Raw genomic sequence first — 11984 nt, forward strand, 5'->3', positions numbered from 1 at the left:
CTCTGATCCGGGCAAAACTAGATCAGATCAGGACAGCGCCGGCTTGCCGAAGATCGTCTGCAGGAATTCGCCGAGCCAGCGCTTGAGATGCATGTCCCAGATCAGCCGGCCGCCGAGATGATCGCGACCGGGCTGCGCGCCGGGCAACTCGAAGCGATGCGCGCCGCGAACGACCCAGCGCTGCATCATCGCCCTTGTCAATTCGCCATGGAACTGGATGCCCCAGGCATTGTCGCCATAACGAAAGGCCTGGTTTGGATAGGTTTCGGCCGTCGCCAGCAGCGTCGCGTCCTTCGGCAGCGAAAAGCCCTCGCGGTGAAACTGATAGACCATCTCAGGCCAGCGCATCAGCTTCTTGCCGTCCTCGGTCGCTGTCAGCGGATACCAGCCGATCTCGACCAGCCCCTCGCCATGACCCTCGACCTTGCCGCCAAGATGGTTGACCAGCATCTGCGCGCCGAGGCAGATGCCGAGCAACGGCCGGTTCTCCCTGAGCGGAATTTTCAGCCAGTCGGTCTCACGGCGGACGAAGTCGTCCTCATCATTGGCGCTCATCGGTCCGCCGAACACCACGGTTCCGGCATGACCGTCCAGTGTTTCCGGCAAGGCGTCGCCGAGCGGCGGGCAGCGGAGATCAAGGTCGAAGCCTTCTTCGATAAGCATGTGGCCGACGCGCCCGGGGCTCGAACTCTCCTGATGCAGCACGATTAGGATTTTTGGTCTCGGCCTCGGCGTGGGTGGCATGGGGAAATCCCGCCTATTCGTCGCTCGATGTTCCAGCCGCGCCCGGCACTTCGGCGGCCGCCTTGCGGCGTGCCTCGACGCGGTCGTGGCGTTCGACATCCATCAGCTCGGCGACGCGCCAGACGATATTGTCCTCGAGCTCGTGCAATTCGCCATCGGCATAGACGATTTCCCACATCAGGCCGATGAAGGCTTTTCGCGCGTCCGGATCGAGCTGACGCTTCAAAACGCTGGTGAAGGCGTAGAGGTCGATCGCCTCATTGTCGGCCCGCTCGCCGGCAGCGGCAAGCGCGTCGAGCTCGTCGCCGCTGATCGAATAGCTTTCCGCCAGCACCGCCTTGAACCGCTCCCATTCGGCATCCTGACGCACGCCGTCGGCACTCATCACATGGTAGAGAAGGGCGGATGCGGCAACGCGCGGATCATCGGCGTTGTTGCGGGCGCGGCCGTCTGCCGGCAGGTCCTTCAGAAACGACAGAACGCGTTCGAACATGCGATTCCTGCTTCCCATCCGCCAAAACTTTCAAGCTCAGCCAAACTTTTCAAGCTCAGCCAAATCAAAACAATCGAAACTTGCGTGGTGATTTTTGCTCTTCGTCGTCCGGATCGACGCCGGGATCGTCGGGCAGCCGGGCCATTTCCTCCGCCGGTTCGGCAGCGTCGCCATCCGGCGGCACTGCGGCAGACGCCGTGGCGGTGACCGGCGCAACATCGTCTTCGTCAGTTTCCGATGCCGCCACGGCGGTCGGTCTTTCGGCCGAACCAGCGGGGTTCAGCTCGATCACATTTTCCTTTTCCGGCTTCGTTGGCGCTGCAATTGTCGGCACCGCGGCGTCCGGCGCATCCTCGTCACTGTCGATGAGTTGGCCGAGCCGCTCCATCGGCGCACGCCACTCGAAGGCGTCGAGCTTGCCGGTGATCGGCGACACCGGCGCCCAGCGTTCGGAAACGACGCCGTCGGCGACCCAGGCCGGATCGCGCGGTGCACGCACTGCCTTGGACAAAAGCTGCCGCACCTTGCCCTGATCGCCGGTCTCTGCCTCCTCGATGTCGGCCAGAAGCAGATAGGCGCCTTCGCGGCGATCCATGCGAATAGCCGCCTCGGTCTCTTTGCGGGCGGTTGAAAAGTCCTGCGCGTCGAGCGCGGCGCGCGCCACCGCCAGCGACGATTCGGCGTGGTTCTTCTTCATCTCCTGCAGCTTCTTCGCCCGGTTCAGCCGGTCGAGCACGGCATCGCCTGGCCGGGCGTGGGTGTAAAGCTCGGCGATCTCTGGATGCGGCTCGGCTTTCCACGCCGTTTCGAGGATCTTCGCGCCCTTGCGCACATCATTCTGTCTGAACAGCAGTTTGGCTGCGATCCCCGCCGCCGGCGCGAAATCCGGCCGCAGCCGGTTGGCCTCCAGAGCAGCGGTTTTGGCGGCATTGGGATCGCTGTCGATCAGCGCCTGCGCCTTGGCGGTGAGCAGCACGGCGCGACGCCGGTTGGCGGCATCGCGCTCGATCTGCCGCGTCGATTTCTGCGCCTCGACCAGTTTCAGCGCGCCGTCCCAGTCGCCGCGCCCGGTCAGGTCTTCCAGCGTCGATTCGGCGGCCCAGGCTAACTGCGGCGCCATCGCCGCGGCGCGGCCGGCGTAGTGCCGCGCCGCGTTGCGGTCGCCGAGGCGTTCGGCCTCGAGATAAAGCCCGCGCAGGCCGAGCAGCCGCATTTCGGGATCGTCGAGCATGGTCTCGAACTTTTCGCGGGCACCCTCATGGTCGCCTTCGAGCAGCGAGGCTTGCGCCTCCAGCAATTGGATCAGCGGCTCCTGATCGGAGCGGATCAGCTTTGCCGCTTCCTTGGTCTTCTTGCGGGCGAGCGCCCCGTCACCGGCGCCGGCGGCAATCATGCCGGTCGACAGCGCCTGATAGCCACGATCGCGACGGCGCACGCGGAAATAGCGCGAGATGGTGTAGGGGCTGTTCCACAGCGCCTTGAGCAGCCACCAGACGATCATCACCGCGGCAACCACGGCAACGATCGCCGCCGCCGCCACCATCAGGCTGACCTGGTATTGGTAGCCGCTGAAGGTGACGACCATCTCGCCCGGCCGGTCGGCCAGCCAGGCGAAACCCGCCGCGAGCGCGAAAACCACGACGAGGAAAAGCAGAATGCGAATCATCGGGTTGTCCTCACGCCTTCATCGCACTGGCGATCAGCGCGTCGACCTGCTTCTCGACCTCGATTCGCGCCTTCAGTTTGCCGGCAAAATCGGCGCCGGCCGCCTTCACCGCCTCGGGCAGCATATCGTATTCGCTGAGCGCCTTGGCGTAATCGCCCTGATCGACCGCCACCTCCATGCGAGCGACGATTTCCGGAGCGCCAGCGCCTTCGACTGCACCGATCGGCCTGACCTTGACCAGCGATTGCGCGCTCGACAGCAGGTTTTGCAGGAAGCCGGCATTCTGGTCGACGGGCTCGGAGGCAGCGACCATGGCATTGGCGGCGGCAGGCATTTCGGTTGCGATCTCCGCCCGGGTCGGAACGCCCGTTTCGGCGTAGGGACGCAAGGCTGCGATCTCTGGAGCATCCGGCGAAATCGCCGCAAAGGTTTCGAGTTCGGCGGCGAATGGCGCACCACGGTCGAGTGCTGCCTTCAGCGCCGATGCGGCGATGGCGAGCGCAACCTTGGGCTGCCCGGCCTGTGCCTCGACCTTGCCGGAAAGCTGAGACACCGACTGTTCCAGCGCTGCAAGCCGGCCGTCCTGTGCCTTCGCCGTCTCGCCGGCGGATTTCACCGCCGCGTCGAGCCCGGCCAGCTTTTCGTTGAGCGGTCCGAGATCGACCGGCGCCGTGTTGCCGGTCTGGCCAAGCGCCGCAACCGCCGTCTCGATCTGCCTGACCTTGTCGCCGAGGGCTGCAAGCCCGGCTGTGTCGCCTGCGCCGCCCTGCTCGATCGCCGATTTCAGCGCCGCGACATCCGTCTTGACCTGATCCAGCGCTGACGACAGCCCGTCCACCTTGGCCGAGGCGTCATTGTTGCCGGCTGTATCCTTGAGCCCGGCAATCTCGCTCTTCAGCGCAGCGATTTCGCTGTTGACGCCATCGAGCGACACGCCGCTCGAGGATAAATCGCCAACCCCTGGCGCGCCGAGCAGGCCGGCAAACTGCAGCCCTCCGGCGGCAGCCAGCGCGATGACGCCGCCGATAATGCCGGCAGCGATGCCGTTGATGCCGCCACGCTTCGGCTGCGCTGCCATGTCTTCAGTCCCTGCCTGGGTTTCCTTCGGCGCGTCTGCGGCGCCCGCCTTGGCCGAAGCGTCCTTGGCCGATGCGTCGTCGAAACTGTAGTCGAAGGCCCGCTTCGCCGATGCCTCCGAGCCGGCCGGATAAGTCGGTTTGGCGCCTTCTGGAGCTTTGGCGTCGCCCTCTGCCGGCTGTTCCGAGCCGGGCGGCGGGGCCGCTTCGGCATGTTCCCACGGCTCGATGTCGGTCTGGTCGGCATGGACGGGTTCTTCAGGCGCTTCCGGCTGCGACGCGCTTGCCGCCTCCTCAGCCTTCGCCTCGTCGGTCCGCCCGTTGGCGCCATCCTCGTCGGCAACGCGCGAGACAGCGCCGGGATCGAGCTCGATGGTCACCGGCTCGCGACGGCTTTTCGAATGCCGCATCTTCGGCGTCTTGACCATGCTTGGGCTCCGCAAATTTCGCTTCGGGATGGTTCAGGAAGGGTCTAGCACATCACCAAGCGGTGAAAAGGGGCGGCGTGATGACACGGGGTCAAGGCGACGTCCGCAAAAGCTCCAGCAGCGCCTCCTCGCTGGGCTCCGGCGCGACGCGGAGCTGTTCTGAGGCAACAGTCTCCAAGGCTGCGGCGATACGTCCGGACAGCGCAAAAAAACATGTCTTTTTAAAAAGCTCACGCAGCGCCGGCCGCCCAGCCAGTGCCTGCAGCGCTGTGGCGGCCTTGGCCGAAAAGAGCAGCACCGCCTCGACCGGCAGGCCGGACAAGCGCGCAAGAACGGCCTCATCGGAATAATCCAGCGCGACAGTGTCATAGGTCTCGACGGCGCGAACCTGAACGCCTGCCGACTGCAGCCGCTGCTCGAAACCCGAATAACGCACCCGCCCGCACAAATAGACGATGGTTTGTCCGGCGCAATCGCCGGCAAGCGCATCCGCCAGCGCCTCGGCATCGCCCGGCCCTTCGCTGACCGACAGAAACCCGGCCGCATGGGCGACCTGCGCTGTCCGTCTGCCGACGGCATGGCAAGGTAAACCGGCGAGCGCCGTGCTGATTTCTTTCGGCGCATGGCGCACGGCATTGGCGCTGGTGACGGCAACGGCCGCGGCATTGGCTGCGACCCTGTCCGGATCAACCGGCAGCGCCACCGTTTCGGTCAGCGGCAGCAGGATCGGCTTAAAACCCAGGCCCTCGAGCCGCTGTGCCGTGCGCGAGGCGCCCGGCTCCGGCCTCGTCACCAGGACGCGACGCATGTCAGGCCCAGCCGTCGAAGAATTTTTCGCCGGCCTTGGCCCGCACGGTCCTGGCAGCTTCGTCGCCGATGCGCGCGGCATCCTGCGCCGGGCCTTCCGCCTTGACCTCATGCGATTGCGCGCCGTCCGGCGAGATGATCAGCCCGCCGAAGAACACCGTTTCGGCCGATATCGTCGCATGGCCGGCAATCGGCGTGCGGCAGGAACCGTCGAGCGCCGCCAGGAAAGCGCGTTCGCAGGCCAGCGCCTGCCCGGTCGGCACGTCGTGGACTGCCGTCAGCATTCTTTCCACATCGAGATCGCCGATGCGGCTTTCGATGCAGATCGCGCCTTGCCCCGGCGCCGGCGGAAAGCTGTCGAGCGGCATCAGGTCGGTGACGACATCTTCGAGTCCGAGCCGCTTCAGCCCGGCATAGGCAAGGATGGTGCCGTCGGCGACGCCCTCGTCGAGCTTGCGCAGCCGCGTCTGCACATTGCCGCGGAACATCACCACGTCGAGATCCGGCCGCATCCGCCGGATCAGCGCCTGGCGTCGGAGCGACGACGAACCGACCTTCGCGCCGTGCGGCAATCCGGCGATCGTTTTGGCCGCCTTGCCGACGAAGGCGTCGCGGGCATCCTCGCGCGGCAGGAAGGCAGACAGTTCCAGCCCGTCGGGCAACGCCGTCGGCATGTCCTTCGACGAATGCACGGCGATGTCGATGCGGCGCGCCAGCAGCGCCTCCTCGATTTCCTTGGTGAACAGCCCCTTGCCGCCGGCTTCCGACAGCGGCCGGTCCTGGATGCGATCGCCGCTGGTCGAGATGACGACCACCTCGAATGCCTCAACCGGCATACCGTGAGCGGCCATCAGCCGCGCCTGCGTTTCATGCGCCTGCGCCAGCGCCAGCGGGCTGCCGCGTGTTCCGATTTTCAAGGTTGTTTGCATGGCGCGCTGTCCGTGATAACCGGCAGATAGAGGTCTGTTGAGATTCAGGTCAGGCCGAGCCGAAAATGGTGGTTTCCGAGAACCGGAGCGGAGCGTACTTTGAGTACGTGAGCACCGGAAGCGCAGGAACCCGCCATTTGCAGGCCGGCATCACCTGAATATCAACAGACCTTGGGCTTTCTCCTAACGGGGAAAGCCTGGTTGCACAATCTCCAGGGATGGCAACGAATTGATCCGCGTTCTGGGCATTGAGACGAGTTGTGACGAGACCGCCGCCAGCGTCGTAGCGCTGGACGGCGGCGGCGCGCCGAAAATCCTGTCTGATATCGTGCTCAGCCAGATCGAAGAGCATGCCGCCTTCGGCGGCGTCGTCCCGGAAATCGCCGCGCGCGCCCATGTCGAGGCGCTGGACGGCATCATCGAGGCCGCGCTTGCCGATTCAGGCGTCGATCTCGCCGATATCGACGCGATCGCTGCGACCGCCGGCCCCGGCCTCGTCGGCGGTCTGATCGTCGGGCTGATGACGGCCAAGGCGATCGCAGCCGCGGCGAACAAGCCGCTGATTGCTATCAACCACCTCGAAGGCCATGCGCTGACCGCGCGGCTGACCGACGGGCTCGACTTTCCCTATCTGTTGCTGCTGGTGTCCGGCGGCCACACGCAGATCGTCGCGGTGCGCGGCGTTGGCGACTACCAGCGCTGGGCGACGACCATCGACGATGCGCTCGGCGAAGCTTTTGACAAGACGGCCAAGATGCTCGGCCTGCCCTATCCAGGCGGGCCGAATGTCGAGAAGGCGGCGGCGACCGGCGACGCCGCGCGCTTCGCCTTCCCGCGACCGATGAAGGGCTCGGCGCAGCCCGATTTTTCCTTTTCCGGGCTGAAGACCGCCGTGCGCCAGGCAGCGACGGCCATTGCCCCTTTGAGCGACCAGGACGTCGCCGACATCTGCGCCTCCTTCCAGGCGGCGGTTGCGGATGCGCTGGATGACCGTGTTTCGAGGGCGCTGAACCGTTTCCGCCAGGAGTTTCCGAGCGAGCTGAAGCCTGCGCTCGTCGTTGCAGGCGGTGTCGCCGCCAACCGGACGATCAAGACCACACTCGAAGCCCTGTGCGAGAAGGCCGGCTTTGCCTTCGTCGCGCCGCCGCTCAAGCTCTGCACCGACAATGCGGCGATGATCGCCTGGGCCGGCATCGAGCGGCTGCGCGCCGGCATATCGGGTGAAAACACCGCTGATTTCGTGCCGCGTTCGCGCTGGCCGCTGGACAGCATCTCCGCTCCGATGGTCGGCTCGGGCCGGCGCGGAGCCAAGGCATGAGCGGTAGCGGGCACAAGGTACCAAGCGGCTGGCGCGTTGCCGTGCTCGGCGGCGGTGCCTGGGGCACGGCGCTGGCGCTGGCCATGTTGCGCGCCGGTCATTTCGTCCGCCTCTATGCGCGCGACCCGGAGACCGTCGCCGCGATCGACCGTGGCGAAAATCCGCGCTATCTGCCTGGCATCGCGCTCCAGGCCGGCATCGTGGCAACGAGTGATATCGAGGCTGCGCTCGACGGCGCCGACTGCGTGCTGGCGGTGGCGCCGGCGCAGTCGCTGCGCGCCATGCTGGCCACCGCGAAAGCCCATATGCCGAAAGACGTCCCGCTGGTCCTCTGCGCCAAGGGCATCGAGCGCGACACCGGCGCATTGCTGTCGGCGATCGCTGGAGAGACCCTGCCTAAAAATCCGGTCGCCGCCTTGTCCGGGCCGAGCTTCGCCACTGACGTCGCCAGGGGGCTGCCGACGGCCGTGGTGGTCGCCGCCAGCAATGAGGGTCTGGCGGCCGACCTGGCCGCGCGCTTTTCGGCGCAGAATTTGCGCTGCTATTCGAGCGACGACCTCATCGGCGTCGAGATCGGCGGCGCGCTGAAGAACGTCTTCGCCATTGCCGCCGGTGCGGTCACCGGCGCCGAGCTCGGCGCCAGCGCCCAGGCCGCCATGGTGACGCGCGGCTTTGTCGAATTGCGCCGCATCGGCGCCGCCTTCGGCGCCAGGCCGGAAACGCTGATGGGACTTTCCGGTCTCGGCGACCTGTTGCTCACCTGCTCGTCCGCCCAGTCGCGCAATTTCGCCTACGGGCTGGCGCTGGGGCAAGGCAAGCCGCTTGCCGGGCTGCCACTGGCCGAAGGGGTGCCGACGGCGGCGATCGCCGCCCGCATTGCCACCGAGCGCAACATCGACGCGCCGATCATCACCGCCGTCGCCGCCATACTGGACGGCACGATCACCATCCGCCAGGCTGTGTCGGCGCTGATGACAAGGCCGCTGAAGACCGAAACCGACGTGTAATGTTGAACAATCCGGAGATGGAAAGATGCTGTTTGCGCTGATTTGCAAGGACAAGCCTGGAAGCCTGCAGGTGCGGCTCGATACGCGGCCCGAGCACGTTGCCTTTTTGGAGGGACTGAACGGCGATAACAAGCTGGCCTTCGCCGGTCCGTTCCTCGACGCCGACGGCAAGCCGAACGGCAGCCTCGTCGTGGTTGAGGCGCCCGATCTGGAGGCGGCAGAAGCGCTATCGGCGGCAGACCCCTTTGCCAGGGCAGGGCTGTTCGAAAGCGTCGAAATCCGGCAATGGAATTGGACCTTCAACAAGCCAGTGAGTGCATGACTCCGAAAATCGGAATCGATTTTCGGAAAGGATCATGCGCAAAATCAAAGTGCTACAGCGTCCTTTGCGCGTCTGAAAGACGCGCGGCGCTGCAGCTGATCTCCAGCCGCGGAGGAGCAAAAAATGAACTACTGGCTGTTCAAATCCGAACCCTCGGTCTTCTCCTTCGAGGACCTCAAGGCGAAGGGCAAGGCCGGCACGCAATGGGACGGCGTGCGCAACTATGCGGCGCGCAACAACATGAAGGCGATGCAGATCGGCGATCTCGGCTTCTTCTACCATTCCAACGACGGGCTCGACGTGGTCGGCATCGTCGAGGTCTGCGCGCTGGCCCATCAGGACACCACTACTGACGATCCGCGCTGGGAATGTGTCGATATCCGCGCCGTCAAGGATGTGCCGAAGCCGGTGACGCTGGAGCAGGTCAAGGCCAACCCCAAGCTTGCCGAGATGGCGCTGGTCCGACTCGGACGGCTTTCCGTGCAGCCGGTGACGCCGGCCGAATGGAAAGAGGTCTGCCGCATGGGCGACCTGACGCCGGCGCCGTGACGGCGCTGACGCCAAACAGCGCGAGAAACTTCATCCTCGACAACACGGCGCTGATGGCACCGCCGCATGTGCCGGAGATGCTGCTGCATCTGGCCGACGAGGCGCATGATCTGTGGCAGCGGACAGAGGACGAACTGGCCGAAATCGGTCTGCCGCCGCCTTTCTGGGCCTTCGCCTGGGCCGGCGGCCAGGGCCTTGCCCGCTACATCCTCGACAATCCGTCTGATGTGCAGGGCAAGCGCGTGCTCGACTTTGCCTCCGGTTCCGGCCTTGTCGCCATTGCGGCAGTGAAGGCCGGCGCGGCAGAGGTGATCGCCGCCGACATCGACCCGTTCTGCGCGACCGCGATCCGCCTCAACGCCGAGGCCAATGGCGTCGGGATAATGTTTCTTGGCACCGACTGCATCGGAACCGATGCGGGCTGGGATGTGGTCCTGGCCGGTGACGTCTTCTACGACAAATCCTTCGCCGACCGGCTGAAGCCATGGCTCGCGACGCTCAAGGCGCGTGGCGCCGACATCCTCGTTGGCGATCCCGGCCGCTCCTATCTGCCGAAAGCTGGACTGGAGCCGCTCGCCGTCTACGAGGTGGCGGTAACCCGGGCGCTGGAAGACGCGCTGGTCAAACGCACCACCGTCTGGCGGTTTTCTTGACGGCATCGCCGAACAGGCGTTCCATCACGCTTCGATTTTGAGAATACGCATGCCGTTGTCCCAAAACCGCTGGGCACCCCGGCTCGGGCCCGGGGGCATGCTTTTGAGCGACATGCTTCCGGGGAGGAAATCATGGATTTTTCAGCAGTGAACTGGCTGGCGGTGATCGTCGCCGCGGTGGTGGCGTGGTTGTTCGGCGCTGCCTGGTACATGGGCCTGAGCAAGCCGTGGCTCAAGGCCACCAGGCTTGATCCGGCGACCATGAGTAAATCGCCGCTGCCCTTCGTCATCAGCTTCGTCGCGGAAATTGTCATGGCGCTCGTCATGTCTCTGATCGTCGCAGCGATGACCGGTGGCGAACCGAGCCTCGTTGCCGGGCTCGTCTTCGGCTTCGTTCTCTGGTTCGGATTCGTCGCCACGACGCTATCCGTCAATCATCGCTACCAAGGGTTCGGCTGGGACCTGACCATCATCGACTGCGGCCACTGGCTCGGCGTGCTGCTTATCATCGGCGCGGTGATCGGCTGGTTCGGCGCGGCGGATGTCGCGGGCTGACGCTGCCGCCATGAAAACAGGTCGACGACTGCCGGCTGATCACTCAGGGCGACCTGAAGCTCATCCAAGCGTCGGCTCCGACTGCGGGTTGTGAACTTCGTTGAGGAGCCAATCCCTGAACGCCACGATCCTGGGGTCGTTGGCGGATGCGATGGGATAGACCAGGAAGTAGGCGAAGTCGGGCGGAACCTTGATGCCAAGTTCGAAGGGCCGGATCAGCCGGCCCTCGGAAAGGTCGTTCGCCACCATGGCAAAATCGGCGAGCGCAACGGCATTGCCGTCGAGCGCGGCCTGAACGGCGTCGGTCGAGGTGCCGAACACGATCGTCCGGCTGTCGTCGAAATCGTCGACGCCGGCCGCCGCCATCCACATCCGCCAGTTTGGCCAGGTCACGCCTTGTCGCGCCCACTCGATATGGGCGAGCGTGTGATGGAAGAGATCGCGTGGCTCGCGCAGCGGCGGGCCGGAGGCCAGCAGGCTGGGGCTGCACACAGGGATGATGATGTTGTCGAACAGCCGGTGGGTGCAAAGTCCCGGATATTTTCCCGCGCCGAAACGGATGCCGACATCGACGTCGTCCAGGTCGAAATCGCGCAATTCAGAGGCAATGTCGAAGCGGAGCTCGATGCCCGGTCGCTGCTTGCGAAAATCGTCGACGCGTCGCATCAGCCATTTTGTCGCGAACTGGGCGTCGAGTGTCACTTTCAGCAACGCCGTTCCACGCCCCAGCTTGTGCGCCCGTGAGACGGCGCGGCCAAGCAGGTCGAGCGCGTCGGTCGAGGCCTCGAACAGCACCGCGCCCGCCTCGGTCAGCCGGATGGTGCGGCTGGTGCGCGTGAACAGCACGATGCCGAGTTGATCCTCGATTTCCTTGATCTGGTGGCTGACCGCGGCCGGGGTCAGGCCAAGTTCGTCCGCGGCGCGGGTGAAATTGAGGTGCCGGGCGGCTGCTTCCAGCGTCCTCAGTGCACGGGTTCCAGGCAGCGGGCGCGCCATCAGAATAGGACGAGGAGAGGCCGGTCGAGCATTTTCAATCCTCAAAAAAAACTTGAAGATACAGAGAAAACTACTCGTTTCTCGTTTTAATTTCAATCCGTCATGATGTGACCATCGTACAAACATCAAACCGGACTTGATGTCCGGAGAAGCCGGATTGCACCATGTCTCACATCGTCTTGAGTCCTGTAACCGTCCGCCCGGCCTGGCTGCGCGCGGTGTCTGATTGGTTCCGCCATGCAAAAATGGCAGTCAACCTCCCGCCCGAGAACGTCGACGACCTTTCGGACCGCCAATTGCGCGACATCGGCGCCGAGCGCAAGGATGTCGCGCGCGCAATGGATCGGGAACTCGGCCGGTTGGGTCTGCTCGATATCGGCTGGCAGAGGCCGCGGACGTAGGGGAGTAGGGAAGTAGGGGAGTAGGGGAGTAGGGGAGTAG

Annotated in this window: 14 protein-coding genes; 7 read left to right on the plus strand and 7 right to left on the minus strand. The window is 65.0% G+C overall.

Going from position 1 to position 11984, the window contains the following annotated elements; translation table 11 throughout:
* Window positions 1-27 precede the first annotated feature (27 nt).
* From AC0L2V_RS17710 to hemC, 6 genes are all read right to left on the minus strand, one after another.
* A complete protein-coding gene (locus AC0L2V_RS17710; protein WP_077380871.1) occupies window positions 28-744 on the minus strand; it encodes a glutamine amidotransferase in 717 nt (238 codons plus the stop codon).
* Window positions 745-757: 13 nt separating this feature from the next.
* Complete coding sequence (locus tag AC0L2V_RS17715) at window positions 758-1237, minus strand: tellurite resistance TerB family protein (RefSeq protein ID WP_287343388.1); 480 nt, start codon at window positions 1235-1237, stop codon at window positions 758-760.
* A 64-nt stretch (window positions 1238-1301) separates the two neighbouring features.
* Window positions 1302-2903 carry a heme biosynthesis HemY N-terminal domain-containing protein gene (locus AC0L2V_RS17720; RefSeq protein WP_473520724.1) on the minus strand — a complete coding sequence of 534 codons (1602 nt, stop codon included), beginning with the start codon at window positions 2901-2903 and terminating at the stop codon, window positions 1302-1304.
* A gap of 10 nt (window positions 2904-2913) precedes the next feature.
* Window positions 2914-4407: a COG4223 family protein gene (locus AC0L2V_RS17725; protein ID WP_473520725.1), complete on the minus strand. Its 1494-nt coding sequence runs from the start codon at window positions 4405-4407 to the stop codon at window positions 2914-2916.
* A 91-nt stretch (window positions 4408-4498) separates the two neighbouring features.
* A complete protein-coding gene (locus AC0L2V_RS17730; RefSeq protein ID WP_473520726.1) occupies window positions 4499-5215 on the minus strand; it encodes a uroporphyrinogen-III synthase in 717 nt (238 codons plus the stop codon).
* 1 nt (window position 5216) lies between these two features.
* Window positions 5217-6143 carry a hydroxymethylbilane synthase gene (gene hemC / locus AC0L2V_RS17735; RefSeq protein ID WP_473520727.1) on the minus strand — a complete coding sequence of 309 codons (927 nt, stop codon included), beginning with the start codon at window positions 6141-6143 and terminating at the stop codon, window positions 5217-5219.
* Window positions 6144-6375: 232 nt separating this feature from the next.
* Between hemC and tsaD the strand changes: the two genes are divergently transcribed.
* The 6 genes from tsaD (at window position 6376) to AC0L2V_RS17765 (ending at window position 10547) form a co-directional block, all read left to right on the plus strand.
* On the plus strand, window positions 6376-7461 hold the full coding sequence (gene tsaD, locus AC0L2V_RS17740) for a tRNA (adenosine(37)-N6)-threonylcarbamoyltransferase complex transferase subunit TsaD (RefSeq protein ID WP_208602488.1): 1086 nt from the start codon (window positions 6376-6378) through the stop codon (window positions 7459-7461).
* Window positions 7458-8468: an NAD(P)H-dependent glycerol-3-phosphate dehydrogenase gene (locus tag AC0L2V_RS17745; RefSeq protein ID WP_473520728.1), complete on the plus strand. Its 1011-nt coding sequence runs from the start codon at window positions 7458-7460 to the stop codon at window positions 8466-8468. Before tsaD ends, AC0L2V_RS17745 begins: the two co-directional genes overlap by 4 nt.
* Window positions 8469-8493: 25 nt before the next feature.
* Entirely contained in the window at window positions 8494-8790 is a 297-nt protein-coding gene (locus AC0L2V_RS17750; RefSeq protein WP_128168672.1) for a YciI-like protein, read from the plus strand.
* Window positions 8791-8913: 123 nt separating this feature from the next.
* Window positions 8914-9339: an EVE domain-containing protein gene (locus tag AC0L2V_RS17755; protein ID WP_027154811.1), complete on the plus strand. Its 426-nt coding sequence runs from the start codon at window positions 8914-8916 to the stop codon at window positions 9337-9339.
* Window positions 9340-9392: 53 nt separating this feature from the next.
* Window positions 9393-9992, plus strand: coding sequence for a class I SAM-dependent methyltransferase (locus AC0L2V_RS17760; RefSeq protein WP_473520732.1), 600 nt, complete (start codon window positions 9393-9395; stop codon window positions 9990-9992).
* A gap of 132 nt (window positions 9993-10124) precedes the next feature.
* Window positions 10125-10547, plus strand: coding sequence for a DUF1761 domain-containing protein (locus AC0L2V_RS17765; protein WP_473520729.1), 423 nt, complete (start codon window positions 10125-10127; stop codon window positions 10545-10547).
* Between the two features lie 60 nt (window positions 10548-10607).
* Here the strand turns inward: AC0L2V_RS17765 and gcvA are convergent, their stop codons facing one another.
* Complete coding sequence (gene gcvA / locus AC0L2V_RS17770) at window positions 10608-11543, minus strand: transcriptional regulator GcvA (RefSeq protein WP_473520730.1); 936 nt, start codon at window positions 11541-11543, stop codon at window positions 10608-10610.
* A 164-nt stretch (window positions 11544-11707) separates the two neighbouring features.
* Here gcvA and AC0L2V_RS17775 point away from each other — a divergent pair, with 164 nt between their 5' ends.
* Window positions 11708-11944 (plus strand): hypothetical protein, encoded by a 237-nt coding sequence (locus tag AC0L2V_RS17775; protein WP_128168674.1) that lies wholly within the window; start codon window positions 11708-11710, stop codon window positions 11942-11944.
* Window positions 11945-11984: the final 40 nt, after the last annotated feature.

This window comes from Mesorhizobium sp. WSM4814, assembly GCF_055811595.1.